This window comes from Micropruina sp., assembly GCF_047602085.1.
Classification (GTDB): domain Bacteria; phylum Actinomycetota; class Actinomycetes; order Propionibacteriales; family Propionibacteriaceae; genus Micropruina.
In genome coordinates, this window is the sequence record NZ_JASGID010000002.1 from 39,681 (window position 1) to 59,242 (window position 19,562).

Annotated in this window: 17 protein-coding genes; 7 read left to right on the forward strand and 10 right to left on the reverse strand. The window is 69.4% G+C overall.

Annotated elements, in window-relative coordinates; genetic code table 11:
- Positions 1 to 84: 84 nt before the first annotated feature.
- The 3 genes from QM721_RS01025 to QM721_RS01035 form a co-directional block, all read right to left on the reverse strand.
- Complete coding sequence (locus QM721_RS01025; protein WP_415118090.1) at positions 85 to 2,385, reverse strand: prephenate dehydratase domain-containing protein; 2,301 nt, start codon at positions 2,383 to 2,385, stop codon at positions 85 to 87.
- A 184-nt stretch (positions 2,386 to 2,569) separates the two neighbouring features.
- Positions 2,570 to 4,144 (reverse strand): polyprenol phosphomannose-dependent alpha 1,6 mannosyltransferase MptB, encoded by a 1,575-nt coding sequence (gene mptB, locus QM721_RS01030; RefSeq protein WP_415118092.1) that lies wholly within the window; start codon positions 4,142 to 4,144, stop codon positions 2,570 to 2,572.
- A 191-nt stretch (positions 4,145 to 4,335) separates the two neighbouring features.
- Positions 4,336 to 4,548 carry a hypothetical protein gene (locus QM721_RS01035; RefSeq protein WP_415118094.1) on the reverse strand — a complete coding sequence of 71 codons (213 nt, stop codon included), beginning with the start codon at positions 4,546 to 4,548 and terminating at the stop codon, positions 4,336 to 4,338.
- A gap of 91 nt (positions 4,549 to 4,639) precedes the next feature.
- Between QM721_RS01035 and QM721_RS01040 the strand changes: the two genes are divergently transcribed.
- Entirely contained in the window at positions 4,640 to 5,455 is an 816-nt protein-coding gene (locus tag QM721_RS01040) for a fructosamine kinase family protein (RefSeq protein WP_415118096.1), read from the forward strand.
- 84 nt (positions 5,456 to 5,539) lie between these two features.
- Here the strand turns inward: QM721_RS01040 and QM721_RS01045 are convergent, their stop codons facing one another.
- Positions 5,540 to 6,403 (reverse strand): Fpg/Nei family DNA glycosylase, encoded by an 864-nt coding sequence (locus tag QM721_RS01045; RefSeq protein WP_415118098.1) that lies wholly within the window; start codon positions 6,401 to 6,403, stop codon positions 5,540 to 5,542.
- The gene (gene aat, locus QM721_RS01050) at positions 6,396 to 7,097 is read right to left on the reverse strand and encodes a leucyl/phenylalanyl-tRNA--protein transferase (RefSeq protein ID WP_415118100.1); all 702 of its coding nucleotides are present in this window, start codon (positions 7,095 to 7,097) and stop codon (positions 6,396 to 6,398) included. Before aat ends, QM721_RS01045 begins: the two co-directional genes overlap by 8 nt.
- Positions 7,098 to 7,253: 156 nt before the next feature.
- On the opposite strand from aat, the gene QM721_RS01055 reads away from it, so the two are divergent.
- The 6 genes from QM721_RS01055 to QM721_RS01080 all read left to right on the forward strand — a co-directional run bounded on the left by QM721_RS01055 (position 7,254) and on the right by QM721_RS01080 (position 14,431).
- Complete coding sequence (locus QM721_RS01055) at positions 7,254 to 7,931, forward strand: EcsC family protein (RefSeq protein ID WP_415118102.1); 678 nt, start codon at positions 7,254 to 7,256, stop codon at positions 7,929 to 7,931.
- A gap of 278 nt (positions 7,932 to 8,209) precedes the next feature.
- A complete protein-coding gene (locus QM721_RS01060; protein ID WP_415118104.1) occupies positions 8,210 to 8,989 on the forward strand; it encodes a polyphosphate polymerase domain-containing protein in 780 nt (259 codons plus the stop codon).
- A 228-nt stretch (positions 8,990 to 9,217) separates the two neighbouring features.
- Positions 9,218 to 9,856 carry an SGNH/GDSL hydrolase family protein gene (locus QM721_RS01065; protein ID WP_415118106.1) on the forward strand — a complete coding sequence of 213 codons (639 nt, stop codon included), beginning with the start codon at positions 9,218 to 9,220 and terminating at the stop codon, positions 9,854 to 9,856.
- A 232-nt stretch (positions 9,857 to 10,088) separates the two neighbouring features.
- Positions 10,089 to 10,619, forward strand: coding sequence for a DinB family protein (locus tag QM721_RS01070; protein ID WP_415118118.1), 531 nt, complete (start codon positions 10,089 to 10,091; stop codon positions 10,617 to 10,619).
- A gap of 17 nt (positions 10,620 to 10,636) precedes the next feature.
- The gene (locus QM721_RS01075; RefSeq protein ID WP_415118122.1) at positions 10,637 to 12,028 is read left to right on the forward strand and encodes an FAD-dependent oxidoreductase; all 1,392 of its coding nucleotides are present in this window, start codon (positions 10,637 to 10,639) and stop codon (positions 12,026 to 12,028) included.
- Positions 12,029 to 12,115: 87 nt separating this feature from the next.
- On the forward strand, positions 12,116 to 14,431 hold the full coding sequence (locus QM721_RS01080; protein ID WP_415118124.1) for a hypothetical protein: 2,316 nt from the start codon (positions 12,116 to 12,118) through the stop codon (positions 14,429 to 14,431).
- A 170-nt stretch (positions 14,432 to 14,601) separates the two neighbouring features.
- On the opposite strand, the gene alr is transcribed toward QM721_RS01080, so the two are convergent.
- From alr to QM721_RS01105, 5 genes are all read right to left on the reverse strand, one after another.
- The gene (alr, locus tag QM721_RS01085; protein WP_415118126.1) at positions 14,602 to 15,723 is read right to left on the reverse strand and encodes an alanine racemase; all 1,122 of its coding nucleotides are present in this window, start codon (positions 15,721 to 15,723) and stop codon (positions 14,602 to 14,604) included.
- A 5-nt stretch (positions 15,724 to 15,728) separates the two neighbouring features.
- Positions 15,729 to 16,538 (reverse strand): sulfurtransferase, encoded by an 810-nt coding sequence (locus QM721_RS01090; protein WP_415118128.1) that lies wholly within the window; start codon positions 16,536 to 16,538, stop codon positions 15,729 to 15,731.
- An 80-nt stretch (positions 16,539 to 16,618) separates the two neighbouring features.
- Entirely contained in the window at positions 16,619 to 16,876 is a 258-nt protein-coding gene (locus QM721_RS01095; protein WP_415118130.1) for a zinc ribbon domain-containing protein, read from the reverse strand.
- Positions 16,873 to 17,301, reverse strand: coding sequence for a MarR family winged helix-turn-helix transcriptional regulator (locus tag QM721_RS01100; protein ID WP_415118132.1), 429 nt, complete (start codon positions 17,299 to 17,301; stop codon positions 16,873 to 16,875). Before QM721_RS01100 ends, QM721_RS01095 begins: the two co-directional genes overlap by 4 nt.
- Before the next feature lie 248 nt (positions 17,302 to 17,549).
- Entirely contained in the window at positions 17,550 to 19,421 is a 1,872-nt protein-coding gene (locus QM721_RS01105) for a glucose PTS transporter subunit IIA (protein ID WP_415118134.1), read from the reverse strand.
- Between the last annotated feature and the right edge of the window lie 141 nt (positions 19,422 to 19,562).

Sequence of the window (19,562 nt, forward strand, 5' to 3'; positions counted from 1 at the left end):
CTGGTTAAGTCTTGCCGAAACCCCTAGTGAGAGCACAAAAAGCGGGGTCTCGACACGCTCGACCAGCGAAAGATCCGCGGTTCCCTAGCCGGGGGTCGGCCGCACCACCGGCGTGCGGGGCGACCAGGGCACCGAACCCAGGTCACGCACGCCGTCGGGAAGCGCGCTGATCGCCTGGCTGCTCACCCATAGGCACTGGCCGTCGGCGTCGGTGAGCAACTCGTCGAAGCCGGCCCCGCGACCCACCAGGTGGGCGATCGCCGCCACCGAGGGTGCCAGCACGATGCGCCGCAGCGTGGGGTCGGAGCCGTCGCGGTGGTCGGCGAAGGCATCCGGCCGGCCGACGATCAGAAACCGGGTGATCGAGCCCGACAGGTCGTCGATCTCGCGCTCGACCACGTGCACGAACGGGTGATCGCCCTCGGCCCCTGACGACGCGATCGCGATCGCCGGAGCGTCCCGTTGGCGCAGCCGCCGCAGCGCGTCGGTGGTGGATGCGCAGGGTTGCGGGTCGAGCCCCCAGCGGGCGACGAAGCTCGCACACTGGGCCAGCGCCTGCGGATGGCTGAACACCGGCGCGCCACGCAATTCGGCCAGCGACACCGGGGCCGCCGCATAGGCGTCGAAGCGCACCGCGACGTCGACCACACCGCCGGCGATCAGTTCGGCGTCAGAGCCGAGCAGCGCCCGCACCGCACGGCTGACCAGGCCCGAGGCCGAGCTGGTGATCGGCAGCACCCCGAGCCCGCCGCCGCGGGTGTGGTCGATCACCTCGTCGAACGAATCGGTCGGCTCGATCTGCACGTCGGCCTCGCCGGCGCCGGTGAGTCCGACGGCGAACTGCCGGGCGGCATACTCGCTGAAGCTGCCGGGTGGGCCCAGGTAACGCAATTGCGCCCGCCGCCCACGGGCCGGCCGCGACACCCCGTGCGGCCAGGCGTAGGCCACCTCGACCGCCCGGCGCAGGCTCTCGATGGTCTGGTCGAGGTCGAGGTCGGCGCGGATGCCGGTGCGGATCACCACCGCCCGCTGCCCGGTGCGCACCGCCTCACTGACCAACTGCGCGGCACCCACACCCCGCTGCTCACGCACCACCGACGCGACACCGTCACCGGCCACCGATTCGGGCACCAGAAAACGGATGTCGCGGCGCACGTGCGCCAACCAGACGTCGAGGGCCACCTCGAGCTCGGCATCCGAGAGCACCTCGACGTGGCCGATGCCGAACCGGGTGCGCACCACGCCGGCGCGCCGGCCCAGCCGGGCGGCGTTGCGCACGCCAGGGCCGTGCAGCAGAGCGGCGGCGCCCTTGGGGCCCACCAGCAGCTCCTCCAGCACCAGGTGCACCGGTGTGAGCTCGACCAGCCGTCCGACCCGTAGCTTGTCCGGACGTCCGCTCGGGTGCAGCCCGACCAGTCCGCCCAGCCGGCGCACCCGGGCGAGCGTTGCCCGCTTGGACTGGCCGGCGCTCAGCGTGGCGGTCGCGGTGTTGCGCACGGTGTCGAACAGGGCACCGGTGAACACCTCGCGGGTGGCGGACACCCGGGCCGGCAGTGCCTCGCGGTTCGCGACCGCGGCACTGACCGACTCAGCCGCGGCGGCCAATTCGGCGGCCGCCTGCTCGCCGCGCAGGCTGGCCTGAATATGGGTCAGCGTCACTTCCTGGTTCTCTTCGAGCACGCTGACGGCCAGCCCCAGTAGCGCCTCGAACAGCGGGGTGCGGGTGGCCCACAGCTCGTCGGTGAGGTCGAGCCCGCTGTCGGCGACAGCGGTGACGAAGCCGAGCAGCGACTGGTGGGCCATCGCCAGCACGTAGGTCATGCTGCGGTCGTGCTGCTCGGGTGACAGCACGGTGTAGATGCCGCCCCGGCCGGTGATCGCTCCGGCCAGCCAGCCGGTGGCCGCGCCACGCACCTCGGTGGCGCAAACTGTCTGGCCGTCCAGTGAGTGCGCGCTGGTGTCGAGCAGCGGGTGCAGGGCAACGGCGGTGCGTCCGGGCACGGCGCTCAGCACGTCCGTGGCCCAGACGAATCCGACGCTGACCAGAACGATGGGCGCATCGTGCTGCACCAGGGCGTCCAGTTCGGCCAGCACGCCCGGGGCGGCACTGTCGGGCACGGCCACGCAGATCACGAACCCGGGCCGGGCCAGCTCGTCGGTGACCTCGGCGAGCGTGCCGACGCGCACCGGTGTGTCGCCGTACGCGCTCGCTGCTGCGGCCAGCAGCGTGGCCGACTGCGCGGTGTCGATCAACACCACCTGTTGCCAGGGCAGATCGGCGAACAGGTGGTCAGACAGCCACCTGCCCATGCCTGCGGCGGCGCCGACCACGACCAGCCGGGACGGTCCGGCACTGCGCTGGCCGGGCTCGGGGGTCGGGATCACCGGCACAGTCTACGGACGCCACGCCGAGGCCGCCGGCACCCCGCTGCACCGACCGGGTGCGGCGAACCGGCCACCCCCCCTACCGCACCCGGCGCGGGGTATCCGCCGTGGTCGGGGGTCTTCGTGCCCCGCCCGGTGCAACCGGCACCCAGCGGGCTCCGACCGGCTCGACCGGCCCGGGGGGTCAGCCAGCCGCCGGGCGTCCGCGGAACCGGCGCCAGCCGTCGCGCAACAACTGGATGCTGGGCAGCTCACGGCCCTCGCTGCGCCACCACCAGATCACCCACACGATGGCCCCGATCTGGGCCGCAGTGCACAGGATGTCGCGCATGATGAAGCCGGCCACCACCACGCCCGGGCCGAACTCGATCACCCGGCCGGCGACGTAGGCCAGCGACAGCCAGGTGCCGCGCCACATGGTGATCACGTCGAGCCGGTTCGCCGCCATCAGCGACAGCGGCACCCAGGTGATCAGGTCGTACCAACTGAGCGTGTAGGGCGAGGTGATCAGCCAGGCCGCGGTGAGCAGGGCTGCGGTGCGCACCGTGATGGTCAGCGGGTCGCGACGCGGGTCGGTGCCGGGCAGGGCTCCGGGAGCCGTCACCCAGGGCAACACCCGGCTGAGCATCCAGCCGATGGCGAACAGCCCGATCATGCCCAGGGTGCTCATCACCCGGCGCGAGGCGGCGTCGCCTATGGTGAGCTGACCCAGCGCGTGCAGCCACTCGGTCCACGAACCGGCAGACACGTAGCTGGTGTTGCGGGCCGCGGCGAACAGCGCCTGCGGCGCGAACAGCCCGTAGCCCAGGCCGATGGTGGCGGCAGCGGCCACACACAACTGCACCAGCTTGCGCGGTTGGTGCCGATAGCCCCACACCATGGCTATGCCGTAGTAGACCAGCGACACCTTCACGCAGCCGGCCAAGCCGATGCCCAAGCCGGCCAGCCAGGCGTTGCGGCGCATGAACCAGAACCCGGCGACCGCGAACATCAAGGTCAGCGGCTCGTTGTGCGCCTGGGCGCAGATCGACCAGATCATGATCGGGTTGAGCACGGTGAACAGCACCGCCCGGGTCTGGAAGGCCGGGTCGCCGTGCGCCATCTTGACCGTGATCAGCCCGACGACCAGAAACGGGATCAGGGCAAACATCTGCAGCCAGAACACCACCTGGTGCATGCTCTCGCCGCCCAGGGTGGCGGCCAGCCACTGGCTGAACGAGGCGATCGGGCCGTACACCGACGGCGTGTCCTGCCAGGGCGCCTCGACCCAGCGCATCACCGGGTCGTACTCCTGCCGGATGATGTTGGCCGGGGTGATGTCGTAGGGGTTCCAGCCCAGCACCATCAGGCGTCCGTAGGCGGCATACATCAGCACGTCGGCCGAAGTCAGCGGTGGGACCAGTGAGGTGACGGTGCACAGCGCGGCGCCCAGCACGAACAGCCGGTGCACGTTCGGCCGCCAGCCGGCGTCCACCGCGCGGTAACAGATCCACAGCCCGACCGAGCCGGTCGCGATCGCCAGCCACAGGCCCAGCACCGCGACCCACTCGTTGAGCGAGACGATGCCGCCCGGCAGGTACCAGGGCGGCATCAGGCTGCTGCGCGGACCGAGCCGCAACGCCACCGCGGACGGCCCCATGAACGCGACCACGATGGTGACCAGGGTGGCGGCGACCATCAGCACCAAACCCAGGCGCGCGTCGCTGGTCCACTTCTGATCGAGGATCGCGCGGGCCTTGGCGACCAGCGCGTTCGGCATCGGGGGCTCCTCGGGGTAGACAGCAGGGCTGAGACTATCGGCCGTGCCGCGCCACACCCCAGTGGATGCGTCTGGTCGAGATCATCATGTTATCGGGGACGGAAGCGCCCGGTTCGTGGGGCGCTCGTCAGATAGCGACCGATTTCAGGGCCGCTGTGCCTGAGCAGGCGAGACGCCTGCCGAATCGGTCGCTATTTGACGGGCGGGGCAGGCCGGCGAGTCTGCCGAGTTCGCCCGGACACGCCGACCGCGGCGAGGGCGAGTCCGGCGAGCGGGATCAGCCACAGGGCGGGGATGCCAGCCGTGCCGTTCTCGTCGGCCCACAGCCCGCCCGCATAGAGCGCGATCGCGCCGCCGACCACCAGCACGAGCCCGGTGACGACCATCATTCGGAACGCTTTCATGGCTCTTCACTCTCATCCTGGGGACGCCTCGGGCACAGTCTCCTCGACGGTTCCAAGCAACCACCGAGCACGCCTGCGCTACGGTGCGGCGATGGACGCCGCGACGAACCTGCTGGACGGCTGGCCGGCGGAGTTGCCGGAGCCGGTGTCGCTGGAACCGTTGGGCGGCGGCTGGGTGGGCAGTACCCGGTTGGCGACCCTGACCGACGGACGCCGGGTGGTGGTCAAGGACTGTCCCTATCCGGCGGCGGGTGAGGCCGACGGGCTGGCGGCGTTGCGGACGGCCGGGGTGCCGACGCCGGACGTCCTGGCGGCGTCCGGGGCTCGGTTGGTGCTGGAGTATCTGGACGGCACTCCGGACTGGGCGGCGATGGGCACCACGATCGCCCGGATGCACCGCTGCACCGGTCCCCGCTACGGCTGGCACCAGGACAACCGGGCCGGACGGTTCCTGCAACCCAATGCCTGGTCGGAGGACTGGCCGAGCTTCTTCGCCGAGCACCGCGTCCGCACCCATCTGGACGATCCGTCGGTTCCGCGCGAGCTGGCCCGGCGGCTGCAACGGGCCTGTGACGGGGCGGTGCAGGCGAGGCTGCCGAGCCGTCCGGTGCCGTCGCTGACCCACGGCGATCTGTGGACCGGCAACACCGTCGCGGGCCGCTGGGTGATCGACCCCGAGGTGTCGTTCGCCGATCGGGAACTCGACCTGGTGCACATGCTCGGCCCCAGCCGGAACCCGTTCCCACCGGAGTTCTGGGAGGCGTACGAGCACGAATGGCCGATCCCGGACGACCTCGGCGAGCGCCGGCTCGTGCTCGGGCTACACCACCGGCTGCTCGGCATTCGGCACTTCGGCGACCGCAGCGTGCCCGCCCTGATCGCCGACCTGGACGCCCTCAACTGGTGAGTCGGCAGCACCACTGTTGCACGTGAAACCCGTCCGGTCTGGGCGCGTTCACCCGACCAGGCCCGGCCCGTTGAGATCGATCGGCTACTTCAGTAGCCGAGACATCCGGCGGTCGGCCAGCGGCTTGCCACCGGTCTGGCAACCGGGGCAGTACTGCAGCGACGAATCGGCGAAGCTCACCTCGGCGATCGTGGTGCCACACACGCCGCACGGCTCACCGGTGCGGCCGTGCACCCGCAGGCCGATCTTCTTCTCGCCCTTGAGTTCTTTCGCGGCGCGTCCGACCGAACGCTCGATCGCGTCGCCCAGCTCGTGCTTGATCGCCTCGAACAACCGCTGCTGCTCGTCGTGCGACAACGCATTGGACGGCTTGAACGGGCTCAGTTTCGCGGCGTGCAGAATCTCGTCGCTGTAGGCGTTGCCGATGCCGGCGATCACCCGCTGGTCGCGCAGCACCCCTTTGAGCTGGGCTCGTCCGGCCCGGGCCAGAATGGCGGCCAGCGCGTCGGAGTCAAAGCTATCGGCCAGCGGATCAGGCCCCAGGGTGCTCAGCATCGCGACCTCGGACGGGTCGCCCACCACGTACACCGCCAGCTTGCGCTGGGTGCCCATCTCGGTGAGGTCGAAGCCGGAGTCGTCGGCCAGCACCACCCGCAGCGACAACGGGCCACGACCGGGCCGGGCCGGCTTGGCCGGCATGGCGTCCTTCCAGGTCAGCCACCCCGCCCTGGCCAGGTGAAACACCAGCCAGGTGCCGCCGCCGTCAATGGCGATGAATTTGCCGTAGCGGCGCACCTGCGTGACCTCGGCACCATGCAGGGCCGCCAGCGGCACCTGAAAGGTCTTCAGGGCGCTGAACGCCACCAGCTCGGTGCGGGCGATGGTGGCACCGACCAAACGCTGCTGCAAAAACGACCGCAGCGCCTCGACCTCGGGCAGTTCAGGCAACGCGGGGCCCCTGGCTCGCCTCTGCGGCCCAGTCGGGGGTGGGCAGCGCCAGGGTCTCGTCGAGCACCGAGAGGTATTCGTCGCGGTCGATCTCGATCGCACCCAGGGTGCCCAGGTGATCGGTGCGCCACTGCACGTCGATGATCCGGTCGGGCACCTCGTCGCCGGTCAGCGCCGCCACCAGCCGCAGCAGCGCCACCTTGGACGCGTCGCGTCCGATCGCCGCGTCGTGAAACATCGACTCCCCCGCGAACAGGCCACCGATCGACACCCCGTACAGACCGCCGGCCAGCCGGCCGTCGGGGGTCCAGGTCTCGATGCTGTGCACCACGCCGCGCCGGTGCAGCTCGGTGAACACGCCGACGATGTCGTCGTCGATCCAGCCGTGCGGACGGGCCGGGTCGGCACAGCCGACCAGCACCTGCTCGAAGGCGGCATCGACGGTGGTGGTGTAGTGGTGAGCGGCCTTGCGCAGCGAGCGGGTGACCCGCATTCCGTCCGGCAGCAGCACCCCGCGCCGCATCGGCGACCACCAGCCCATCCGGGCCGGGAACCACGAGTTGTGCAACGGCATCGGGAACACGCCACAGCGGTAGGCGAGCACCACCAGATCGGGGTCGATCTCGTCCGACAGGCCGATCAGATCCTGCGCGGGCCAATCGCGCGCAGGGCCGAAGATGCCGGGACGACTCATTGCACGATTGTGCCACCGCCCGGTGGTCGAGCTTGGCGAGACCTCGAACGGCGTGCTCTCCCTAACAGGCAGGGTCGGCCAGGGGCGACCCCGATGCTGCGTCGCCCGGCGGTGAGTAGATTGGAACGGTCGCAGTCAGCCAGGAGGCACCATCAGATGACCACCCCGCCGGAGCCGAGCAAGGGCCTCGTGCAGCGCGCGCCCGAAGTGGCCGGTGGCGTGCTGCGCAGCATTCTGGAGTTCGCCATCGAGGGCCGCGGCAGTATTCCCGGCGCCAAGAGTGCGGCAGCCCGCACGTTACAGACCCGCGGCGAGCATGAGGCGGCCGTCGACGCGCTGGTCAGGCAGCACGTCAGCCTGGCCGGGGCCCAGGGCTTCTTGACCAACCTGGGCGGGCTGCTCACACTGCCGGTCGCGCTGCCGGCGAACCTGGCCGGCCTGGCGGTGGTGCAGATGCGGATGATCGCCGCGATCGTGCACCTGCGCGGTTACGACGTGGACGACCGGCGGGTGCGGGTGGCGCTCACCCTGGCCATGCTCGGCGAGGACGAGGTGCGCAAGCAGGTGGCGGCCAGCAAACTGCCCGGCCGGCCGTTCCTGGTGGCCACCGCCCCGGTGTTCGACCCCGCGCTCGACCGGCAGATCAGCGAGCGGGTCTTCGGCGACCTGGGCACCAAGATGGCCGGCAAGCATGCGGTGGTGCAGGTGGCCAAGCGCATTCCGCTGATCGGCGGCGGCGTGGGCGCGGCGGCCGACGGGTACTTCACCTACGCCCTGGGGCAGTACGCGCGGCGCGAGTTCGTCCGGCGGCGACGCGGGTCGTCTAACGACTGAGGAGACCGTCGCCCCGAGCCGGCGCCGAAAGGCCTGACAAAGACGCCGATTCTCGCTGGTCGCGCTCGTCGAGACCTCGGGCATGCCGCGGTGAAAGGGCTTCTACCCGCTCAGCCAACGGGCCGGACGGGTGAACGAACCACTGGGGACGGTTCTCTTTGGTTCACTGGTGTGTCCCTACCGGTTCACAGCAGGTGCCGCAGTAACGGCACAGCCCGCGCACAGTCGGTGTTGGTTGATTGGTCACGTCGCATTCACCTCGACGAAAGAAGCCCACCGTGACGATCACCAGCACCACCGCGCTGCGGCCGATCGGCCTCGACGAACTGATCGAGGTCGGCAGCCTGCAGACCCGGGTCGACCGCAAATACGCCCTGACCGGCGCCGACGCCGAGATGGCCCTGGCCTTGGTCGACCCGTCCACCCGGGTGCTTGAGATCGACGGCGTCAGCGAACTGGGCTACACCTCGGTCTACCTCGACACCGACGGACTCGACACCTATCTACTCGCCGCGCGCGGCCGGCGCCGCCGGTTCAAGGTGCGCAGCCGCACCTACGAGTCGAACGGCGCGAGCTTTCTAGAGGTGAAGACCCGCAGCGGCGAACACACCGTGAAGCATCGGCTGCCCGGCGCGCACGTGCTGAACGGACGGCTCACCGACGAAGGAGCGGCCTTCGTCGGGCACACCCTGCGGAGGGCCGGCGTGCGGAACCCTCCGGTGGCCCGGCTGTCGGCCGCGATGCGGGTCGACTACCGCCGCGTCACGCTGTTTCACGAAGCCACCGCCTCTCGGGCGACGATCGACTCAGAACTGGCCTGGTGGGACGTGCGCACGGGGTCCTGGCTGGCCCGTCCGGCATTGTCGATCATCGAGACCAAGACCACCGGACGAGCCGCCGGAATGGACCGCCTGCTGTGGTCGCTGGGGCATCGTCCGGACAGCGTCTCGAAGTACGCCACAGCCCTGGCGGCGATGCACGCCCATCTGCCGTCGAACAAATGGCGGCCGGTGCTCAAGGAACACTTCCAACCAGTGGAGTCTCTTGCTTGCGCCTAAGTGATCGCGGTTGCCACCCTGAGGCCGGGGCCGGGAGGGGAAAGGATCAACTGTGCTTCGCCCTCGGCGCACCGTTGCGGCAATGGTTGCCGCGCTCACCGTTCTGACCTCCGTCATCAACCTCACCCCGGCTTCGGCCGTGCCACGCCCGGCCGCCGACGCCATCACCTATGTCGCGCTCGGCGACTCCTACGCGGCCGGTCTCGGCGCCGGGACGACCCTCGACGAGTGCCGGCCGGCACCGCGCAGGCCTACCCGGTGCAGGTGGCGGCGGCAAACAGTCTCGACCTCACCCACCTGGCGTGCGCCGGAGCCACGATGCAGAGCGTGGCCGCCAGCCAGTTGCCCCAGGTGCCCACCGACACCAACTTCATCAGCGTCCAGGTGGGCGGCAACGACATCGGCTTCGCCTCGCTGTTACTGACCTGCACCCCCGCCCACAGCAACAAGGCCTGTGCCGCGGCCGTCCGGCAGGCGCGGGCGTACCTGAACGGAGATTTCAGAGCCGACGCCACCGCGCTGTTCACCGCGATCAGGGCCCAGGCCCGCTATGCCCGGCTGATCGTCGTGGGGTACCCGCGCCTGTTCGGCAGCCGCGACTGCAGCCCGCTGACCGCGTTCAGCGCGCGCGAGCGGGCCTGGTTGAACAACCTGACCACCAGGCTCAACCGACGACTGCGGCAGGCCGCACTGGCCGCGGGCGGCTCGTTCGCGAACCCGGCCAATCGGTTCAGCGCCCACCCCTGGTGCTCCCGTCGGCCCTGGATCAACAGCCCGGACAACTCGCTGATCGCGAGCTTCCACCCCAACGCGGCGGGCCAGACCAACGGGTACGTTCCGGTGATGAACCAGCAGTTCTTGGCGTGATCGAGCGTTGATCGGCGTCGGTCGAGCCTGAGGAATCGATGATTCTTCGTTGGTCGAGCCTGTCGAGACCTCGCTTTTAGTGCTTTCACTAGGGGTTTCGACAAGCTCAACCGGCGAGGGTTGCGTTGCTCAGCGCTTCGCTGACCAAGCCGTGCCGACATCGTGGTCTCGACGAGCTCAACCCGCTCGGCCCGGGTGACCTCCTGGCGGTTCCGTTTCGTACACTGCTGCAATGACCCAGGTGACTGATCCGCCGGTAGCCGGCGACGAGGCGTCGACGCTGCGGGGCTTTCTGGATTTTCAGCGCGACGTGCTGCGCCGCAAGACCGAGGGGCTCAGCGCTGACCAGCTCGGCCGGACGCTACCCGGACACCCCTCGACGATGACCCTGGGCGGGCTGCTCAAGCACACCGCCCTGGTCGAGCTGGACTGGCTGGTCGGCGCCTTTGAGGGCCAGCCGATCGGCGAACCCTGGCAGTCGGCGGACTGGGATGCCGACCCCGACTGGGAGTTTCACAGCGCCGCCGACGACACCCCCGAGCATCTGCGCGGGCTGTTCGACGCCGCGGTGGCCCGGGCCGACGCGGTGATCGACGCCGCGGTGGCCCGACCTGACGGACTGGACGCCCTCGCCGTCCACGAGGGGCGGCACGGCCGGGTGAGCCTGCGCTGGATCCTGACCCACCTGATCGAGGAGGAGGCACGGCACCTGGGCCACGCCGACCTGCTGCGCGAAGCGATCGACGGCGCGGTGGGCGACTGAGCGATAGGGTGCCGGCTATGCCTGGGCCGACCTACCGCGTCGCGATCGTCGGAGCCGGGCCGTCCGGGCTGTTCGCCGCCCAGTTTCTGAGCGCTCACCCCGGCGTGCAGGTCGACGTCTTCGATCGGCTGCCCACGCCGTACGGCCTGCTGCGCTACGGCGTCGCGCCCGACCACACCTCGATCAAGTCGGTGGCCACCGCACTGGCGCGGGTCTTCGACTCGCCCACCGTCCGGTTTCTGGGGCTGGTGCGGTTCGGCCACGAGGTGACCCGCGACGAGCTGGTGGCAGGCTACGACGCGGTGATCTATGCGGTGGGGGCCAGCGAAGACCTGCGCCTGGGCGTGCCCGGCGAGGACGCCGCCGGCAGCCGTTCGGCCCGCGCGTTCGTGGCCTGGTACTCAGGGCACCCCGACGCCGAGCCGCAGTCGCTGCAGGGAGTGCGCCAGGCGGCGGCCGTCGGCGTGGGCAACGTGGCCGTCGACGTGGCCCGCATGCTGGCCAAGGAGCCGCTGGCCCTCGACTCCACCGACATGCCCGAGGAGGTGCTGGCCGAACTGCGCCGGGCCAGCATCAGCGACGTGTGGGTGATCGGACGCCGCGGGCCGCAACAGGCCAGCTTCACCACCCCCGAATTGCGTGAGCTGTGCACCACCCCGGGGGTGCGGGTGAGCGTCGAGCCCCCGTGCTCGGAGTGGGTCGACGACGATCTGCTCGACCGCCGTAGCCGGGCGAACCTGACCGTGCTGCGCGACGCGGTGGAACGCTCATCGGCCGAGCCGGCCGAGCCGGCCGAGCCGGCCGAGCCGGCCGGGCACCCGAGGGTGCGGCTGCACTTTCTGTTCTGGCGTCGCCCGGTCGAGCTGCATGGCGATCCGGTGACGGGGCTGGTGCTCGAACGCACCCGGATCGGCCCGGACGGCCGGGTGGTCGGCACCGGCGAGACCGAGCGGCTCGACGTGCAATTGGTACTGCGGGCGATCGGCTACCGGGCCGTGGCTTTGCCCGGGGTGCCCTTCGACGAAGCACTGGGGGTGATTCCGTCGGCGCAGGGGCGGGTGCTTCAGGGCGGCGAGGTGGCGCCCCGGGAATACGTCGTGGGCTGGATCAAACGTGGCCCGGTGGGCGTGATCGGCACCAACAAGTCCGACGCCAAAGAGACCGTGCAGCAGGTGCTGGACGACCTGGCCGCGCTCGGCCCGCGCACCGACCGGGTGGACGTGCTCGGCCTGCTGGCCGACCGCGGGTACCACCCCTCGACGTTCGACGACTGGCGGCGCATCGAGACGGCCGAGGCCAACCGGGGAGCGTCCTTTGGCCGGGAGCGAATGAAGATCGAGGCCTGGCACGAACTGCTCGACCTGGTGCAGCGGGAACGTCCGGGCGGGCCGGTGCCGCCGGGGCACTGAGCCTCTGCGCCCGCAGTTATCCACAGATTTCCTGCCCGGGAGCCCTGGCCACCGAAATCGGGTGGGCCACCGCTTAGCGTGCTGCCCATGTCTCACCGCCCGCATGCCCTCACCGCGCTGCTCACGTGCGTGCTCGTGCTCACCGCCTGCACCAGCGACCCGCCGGCGGCGTTAAGCCCGGTCGGCGCCCAGGTCAACGCACCGAAGCTGCCGGCGCAGCAGTTTTCGACCCTGCCCGATCGGGGCCCGGGCGCGACCACGTCGATCCAGGCCCTCGCCGGCGACGGGCGGGTGATCGTGATGCAGGCCACCGTTCAGGGCGGGGCCGCGGTGCCAGTGCTGCGATCGTCGGTCGACGGCGGGGTGACTTGGCGAACGGCCCAGCTCACCGAGGCCGCCGCCCAGGCCACCCAGGTCGGCGAGTGGGCGTCGGGACTGGTGGCTGTGTCGTCCATCGGTCAGACCCCCCGATGGCTGGCGTTGGGGGGCCACGACGACACCCCGATCGCCTGGACCAGCGACGACGCCCAGGTCTGGAGCCGCCGCCAGATCACCGGTGTGAACCCTGAGACCGATCAGTTCAATTCGGTGGTCGGAATGCCGGGCGGCGGCTTCATCGCGGTCGGCAGGCACTGGACGACGGCGGCCAGTCGTCCGCGGGTCTGGCGTTCCGACGACGGGGTCGCCTGGCGGGTGCTGAAGCTGCCGGGCCGGGGCGCGCTGAGCGAGGTCGCGGTTCGCGGCGATCGACTCGTGGCGGTCGGCTCCCGCGAGCTGACCACGGTGACGAAAGGACGATCCCAACTCGCCCTGCTGTTCACCTCCGCCGACCAGGGTGCGTCGTGGCGGCCGGTGCGGGAGCCGTCCGACTCCGGCGATTTCGCCGCCTGGCTCAGCCACGTGGTGGCCACCGAGGACGGGTTCGTCGTGGGCGGCTCGTATTTCGACCAGGACGAAGACACCTACCAACCGCTGCTGCTGCGCAGCACCGGGTTACGCGCCTGGCGCGCGCTGCCGCGCCTCGATGAGTTCGACGAGTCGTCGGGGGTCGGCGAGCTCGTGCAGGTCGGTGGCCGGACCCTGGTGGCGCAGACCACCAAGAACCCGGGCTCACGCGAACGGGTGTTGCTGCAGGCCCTTGAGGCCGGCGCGACGAAGTGGCGACTGCTCAGCACCCCGGTGCACCGCGATTCCGTGACCGGCCCGGTCGGCGTCGCGCTCGGCGACGGGGCGGTGCTGGCGGTCGGGGTCGAGAGCCGGCCAAGCGTCAGCGCCTTGTGGACCGTGCACCCCGATGGTGCGGTGACGGACGCTGAGGTCACACCCCCACCGAACGCCACCGCCAACGTTCAACCGTTCGGATTGCTGGTGGTCAACGGCGCGGTGGAAGCCTACGGCTCGGCGCAGGGCGCGTCGGTGTTGTGGCACAGGAGCAGTTCGGGTTTCGGCGTTCCGACCGTCATGCGCGACGTGGCCGGCGAGACCGTCGACGCTGTGCACTGGAACGGTACGGGCGGCTTTCTGGCCACCGGCACGCAGAACGACCAGCACGCCTTCGTACTGGATTCCAGCGACGGCATCAACTGGCGCCGCACCCAACCCAAAGCCTTCAACTCGGTGGCCCAGTACCACTATTCGTCGATCGACGACGCGACCTGGGGGCACGGCCGCTGGGTGGTGGTGGGCGAGAAGTCCAGCAACGGCAGTGCCCGGACGAGCGCGCTCGCCTACACCTCGCCAGACGCCGTGCGCTGGGTGCAGGGGACCCCCACGACGGTGACCTCGCGCGGCGACTACTTCGACCCGCGCGCCCCGTTGGACGACCTGCACGGGCTCGAAAGCAACGCCCGCAGCATGAGCGCCGTGCTGGCGCTGCCGAAGGGACTGGTGGCGGTCGGCGAGGTGGGCACGCCAGGCCATCGACGGCCGGCGGCCTGGGTGAGCGGTGACAATCGGCGCTGGCGGCTGGTTCCGGTGAGCTCGCCGGGCTACACCGACGCGGCGATCCGTACGGTGCAGATGGTCGACGGCGTGTTGCTCGGGCTGGGTTGGGTCGGCAATGCACGGTCGCCGCGACCGGTTCGGGCCACCTGGCGATCGACCGACGGGGGCCGGCATTGGACGTTTCAGGCGATCGAAGGCAACCATGCGGTCACCCTCTTCGCCGCGAGCGACCACGAGTTTCTACAACTAGTGCTGGCCGACGACCACCGCAGCGTGACCCTGCACCGTTCGACAGACGGGCTGACCTGGGCAGCGTCCCCGGTGACGATCAACGGCCTGGCCGAGGGCATGCAGGTGGACCTGTTCGACGCGGTGGTGTGCGATGGCACGCTTCAGGTGCTGATCGAACTCGCCAATCGGCTCGATGCGGTTCGCGTGCTGCAGACGGTGCCGCTGTGAACACTGGCACGGCCCGCAGATCGGAGCCACGTGGAGTGCCGCCAACAGACCCGCTGATCGCTGAGCTCGACGAACCCCCTCGTCAGGGCACGGCCTTGGCAGGGCACCGCGTTCGAGGTCTCTGCCATGCTCGACCACGATCGAGCGGCGCTTTCACGATGAGTGGGCGCTCACCGGTACACCCGGGTCACCCGCGGTGTGATCAGGCAGGTCACCTCGTAGGGAATCGTACCCATCAGGTCGGCGACCTCGGTCACGGTGATCTCATCGGCACCGGAGCGTCCGATCAGCACCACCTCGTCGCCCACCCTCACCAGCGGCTCGGGGCCGACGTCGATCATGGCCTGGTCCATGCAGACCCGGCCGATGATCGGGTACGACACCCCGGCGATCAGCACCCGGCCGCGGTTCGACAACAACCGCGAATAGCCGTCGCCGTAACCGACCGGAATGGTGGCGACCCAGGTGTCGCGCGGGGCCGTCCAGGTGCGTCCGTAGCCCACGGTTTCGCCTGCGGCTACGGGTTTCAGAAACGAGATCTCCGTTGTCAAGGCCAACCCGGGGCGCAGCTCGACAGTCCGTTCGACGCGTGGGTCGGGCAGGCTGCCATACATCATGATTCCGGGCCGCACCAGGTCGAACCAGCTCTCCGGGTGACCCAGCACCGCGCCCGAGTTGGCCAGGTGCTTCAGTTCGACCGGGCCAGCGGCGTCCTCGATGGCGGTCACCGTGCGCCGGAAGCTCTCGATCTGCGCCCGGGTGAAGTCATCTCCGTCCGGGCTGTCAGAGATCGGCAGGTGGCTGAACACGCCCTGCAGGTGCAGGTGGGCATCGGCCACGATCCGAGCCGCCAGGTCCGGTGCCTGAGCCGGCTCGACGCCGACCCGGCGCATACCGGTGTCGATTTTCAGATGCACCGCGACCCCGGTCAGCCCGATCCGTTCTGCGGCCTGGGAGACTTCCGTGGCCGACGCTTCGTCGGCCACGGTCAAGGTGAGTGCCGATACCAGTGCGCGACCCACCTCATCGGGGCCACGGGTCGGTGACAGCTTCAAGATGGGCAGGGTGATGCCGGCGCTGCGCAACTGGCGGCCTTCATCGACGGTGGCCACCCCGAGCCAGTCGGCCGCCTTGCGCTGCTCGATCATCGCCGCCACCGCCGCGGCGCCGTGACCGTAGGCGTTGGCCTTGACCGCCGCCAGCACCAGCCGGTCGCCGACCCGTTCGCGCACGCCGCGCAGGTTGGCCTCGATGTTGCCCAGCAGGGTGGTTGCCGTGGTCGGGTAGGTCACGACCGTCACTCTCCGGTGGCGACCGGACGGCCCTGGTTGCTCCACGCCGACCAGGAACCGGGGAACAGGGCCACCGGCCGATCAATCGCGGCCGCCGCCAGTACTAGCTGGGCGGCACTCACCCCCGAACCGCAATAGGCGCCCAGCGGGCCCGGACGGTCGAGCAGTTCGGCGAGGCGATCGTCGCCGGGCAGGCGTCCGTCGGCGCTGAAGAACTGGCTCACCGGCACGTTGACCGCCCCCGGAATGTGGCCGGCCACCGGGTCGAGCGGCTCGATCTCGCCGCGGTACCGCTCGGCTGCCCGGGCGTCGATCAGGGTGCCGTCGAAACCGGCCGCCCGATCGGCCTCGATCGTGGGCAGGTGGCCCAGGGTCACCAGCAGGTCCACCCGGTTGGCTGGCACCTCGCCCCGTTCCAGCGGACGGCCCTGCGCCGTCCAGGCGCCGATGCCGCCGTCGAGCACACGCACGCCGAGGCCGGCCCAGCGCAGCACCCACCAGGCCCGGGACGCCGCGAACGAACCCGCCTCGTCGTACACCACGATCGGCCTGGAGCCGTCCACCCCGAGGGCGCCGAGGCCCTCCTCCAGGGTGTCGACGTCGGGCAGCGGGTGTCGGCCCTCGGTGGGCTCGCCGTGCCGGGTCAGCACCGTCTCCAGGTCGAGAAAGCGGGCACCCGGCAGGTGGCCGGCCAGGTAACGCTCACGACCCTCACCTGCCGGTTCGCCCAGCCGCCAGCGCACGTCAAGCAGGTCGACGTCGGCAAGGACGCCGTCCAGTTCGCTGGTTGTGATCAGCACATCGCTACGGGCCATGCCTTCAGCCTGTCAGACCCAGACGTGGGTAACCGCCTCCGACTCGTCGACGAGCAGTCGACGGCCGATCTCGCTGGGTGTCAGCAGTCGTCGAGCGTGCGATCAGCCAGTCGCGGGTGACCGCGCCAGGCCGGTAGGGACGACATATAGGCCCGGGTTTGTTCCTCGATTGCCTCGTGAGATTGGTCGGGGTGGCGTCGACTCTGCCAGCCGACCATCGCGGCGAAGCGAGTGTCGAAATCTTGCAGGATTCCATCGGCATCGGTGCAGTACTGGCAATAGCGCCCGCTCTCGATAGGCATGCCACAGCTCTCACATGAAGCGGTCTGGGTGGTCATTGGTGGTCCTTTCGTCGGGCCACGGCGATCAGGGATTTCAGCGCGTCGATCAGTTCGTGGCGAGTGGTGTCGTCCAGTTGCTCCATGGCGTGGGCGACCAGAGTGCGGTCGAGCACGTCGGCGTCAGCGCGCAGCCGGTTGATCCCGGCTTCGGTCAGCCAGACCAGGGTGCGGCGTCGGTCTTCTGGGTCTGGCTCGCGCTCCAGAAGGCCGTGGCCTTCCAGTTGGGTGACGATGTCGCTGACCACCGACTGGGCACGGTCGAGATGTCGAGCCGCGGCACCCACGGTGATCGGGCCAGACCCAGCCAGATGGGTGAGCACCGCCCGGGAGGCATTGGTCAGTTCGCTGCGGCGTCCGTCACGGCGGTGAAAGGCCAGGTAGACCTGCGGGAACAACTCGCAGAACGAATCAGCGTCAGCCATGAACTCATCGTCCGGCTGGGTCGACTCATCGTCAATCCCGATGGATTAGGCATCCGTGATTCGTACCCCATCGATGCTCACGCTCGCGGGTCTGGCTGCCCCCGGCACGGCGCCTCATCCGGCGCGGTCTCGTCCAGTGCTGGTTGAGCTTGTCGAGACCCCTAGCGGGCGCACCCCGCTTGAGGTCTCGACAACCGTTTGAGGTCTCGACAAGCTCGACCAGCGACAAAGATCGGGTTGGCAGCCGATCAGACGGCCGCGCTGACCGATACGACGCTGTCCCCTCGCTCAAGAGCGGCGGTGTTGTCGAACTTGCCGACGGTACAGACCGTGCCGAGATTCGTCACCAATACCAGGATCACCGGATCCTTCCCGGCACCACGGACGGCCTCGAGGTCGACCCGGGCGATCAGGGTCGACGGGGTGACCCGGTCGCCGGGCGTGCAGAAGACCTCGAAACCCTCACCCTGGAGCGAGACCGTGTCGATGCCGAGGTGAACGAGAACCTCGACCCCGTCGTCGGTCTTCAGGCCGATCGCGTGCTTGGTCGGGAAGACGACCGTGATGGTGCCCGACACCGGTGCGTACACGTCGCCGTCAGCAGGCTGCAACGCGTAGCCATCGCCGACCGTCTTGCTGGCGAAGACCGCGTCGCTGACCTCTTCAAGGGGCACGAAGGCGCCTCGCGCGACCGCAACCAGCTCGACGCGCTCACCGTTGGTCCCGACTCCCTGCGATGCAGCCTCCACGACGCCTGCAGATTCGTCCGCCGGCGGCTCGGCCGGCACCAGGAACAGCGTCAAGACGAACGAACTGGAGATGGCGATGGCGATGCCGGTCAATGCGAACGGAAAGTACGGTCCGACGTAGGCCGGCAAGCTGAAGATCGACGACAGGATGTAGGCGTAGATCCGCACGCCGGTGACGGCGAAGAAGGTCGCCGCGAGTGTGCTGCCGATCGTGGCCGCCACGAACGCGCGGCGGTATTTGGAGAGCACGCCGAACAGGGCCGGTTCGGTGATGCCCAGCAGGCCAGACACGGCAGCGGAGGCGACGACCGTTTTCTGATCCTTGCCGCGCACCTTGAAGTAGACCGCCGCGGTCGCACCGGCGATGGCCATATTGGCCATGAACATCATCGGCATGAGCATGTCCCAGCCCTGGTTCGCGAAGTTCTGCAACGCGATGGGGGTCTCGGCATGGTGCAGGCCGGTGAAGATGGCGATCGGGCGCGTGGCGCCAAAGATGACGCCGGCAAGGATCGGCGAGAAGGCGAATAGCCAGGCAACTCCGGCCGCTAGCTGATTGCCCAGGAAGATGCCAATGGGTCCGATCACCGTGAGCGCCAGCGTGCCGGCGATGAAGAGCGAGAAGGTGGGGGTGAAGACCGTCCGCAAGACGCGTGGCAGCACCCGATCCACCCAGCGATAGATGTGGCTGAGCGCGAAGACCGAGAAGATGATCGGAATCACGGTTCCTGCGTAGTTGAACACCGGGACCGGGATGACGCCGAACAGCATGAACGCCGAGATCTCTTTGGCGGCTGCGGCGGCGGTCATCGTCGGGTACTGCATAGCGGCAGCGATGGCGACGGCCATGAACATGTTCGTCTTGAAGATCTTCGCCGCGGACGCGGCCACAAAGAATGGCAAGAAGGTGAAGACACCGCTGGCGAGCATGTCGATGACGAGGTAGGTGTCGTTCTTGTTCGAGATCACGCCCAGCGCCGCAAGGCCGGCCATCAGGCCCTTGATCATGCCCGCCCCTGCGATCGCCGGCACGATCGGCCCGAAGACACCAGACACCGTGTCCATGGCCAGGGCGACCCAGCCACGCTTGTGACCGGCCCCGTCGGGGTTGCCCGACTTATCGGCGAGTCCGAGCTTGTCGGCCAGATGCTCGTAGTACTTCTCCACTTCGGTGCCGACAACCACCTGCAGCTCACCGTTCTGCACGTTCGTTCCGATCACCTCCGGGATGGCTTCAAGCGCCGCCATGTCCATGCTGCCCGCGTCTTTGAGGTCGAAGCGCAGGCGTGTCATGCAGTGCCACGCGTTGCTGACGTTGCCCACTCCGCCGACGGCGGCGATGACCTTCTCAGCTACCTCGCTGTAGCGCATCAACAGTTCCCCTCTCTCATTCACAGCTCGATCCAGCCGAGCATTGGTACCGATCCAATCTCCGGTTCCGATTGCTTAGATTGGAGCATGCGCGCTGGACTATTGCGAAGCCGAGAAAGCATTGGACTGACAATCAGACGG

Coding starts and splice junctions, on each gene's coding strand:
- QM721_RS01105 (WP_415118134.1), bottom strand. CDS start 19,421: ATGCGCTACAGCGAGGTAGCTGAGAAGGTCATCGCCGCCGTCGGCGGA.
- QM721_RS01090 (WP_415118128.1), bottom strand. CDS start 16,538: ATGGCCCGTAGCGATGTGCTGATCACAACCAGCGAACTGGACGGCGTC.
- QM721_RS01055 (WP_415118102.1), top strand. CDS start 7,254: ATGACCACCCCGCCGGAGCCGAGCAAGGGCCTCGTGCAGCGCGCGCCC.
- QM721_RS01100 (WP_415118132.1), bottom strand. CDS start 17,301: ATGGCTGACGCTGATTCGTTCTGCGAGTTGTTCCCGCAGGTCTACCTG.
- QM721_RS01095 (WP_415118130.1), bottom strand. CDS start 16,876: ATGACCACCCAGACCGCTTCATGTGAGAGCTGTGGCATGCCTATCGAG.
- QM721_RS01075 (WP_415118122.1), top strand. CDS start 10,637: ATGCCTGGGCCGACCTACCGCGTCGCGATCGTCGGAGCCGGGCCGTCC.
- QM721_RS01080 (WP_415118124.1), top strand. CDS start 12,116: ATGTCTCACCGCCCGCATGCCCTCACCGCGCTGCTCACGTGCGTGCTC.
- QM721_RS01040 (WP_415118096.1), top strand. CDS start 4,640: ATGGACGCCGCGACGAACCTGCTGGACGGCTGGCCGGCGGAGTTGCCG.
- mptB (WP_415118092.1), bottom strand. CDS start 4,144: ATGCCGAACGCGCTGGTCGCCAAGGCCCGCGCGATCCTCGATCAGAAG.
- aat (WP_415118100.1), bottom strand. CDS start 7,097: ATGAGTCGTCCCGGCATCTTCGGCCCTGCGCGCGATTGGCCCGCGCAG.
- QM721_RS01070 (WP_415118118.1), top strand. CDS start 10,089: ATGACCCAGGTGACTGATCCGCCGGTAGCCGGCGACGAGGCGTCGACG.
- QM721_RS01035 (WP_415118094.1), bottom strand. CDS start 4,548: ATGAAAGCGTTCCGAATGATGGTCGTCACCGGGCTCGTGCTGGTGGTC.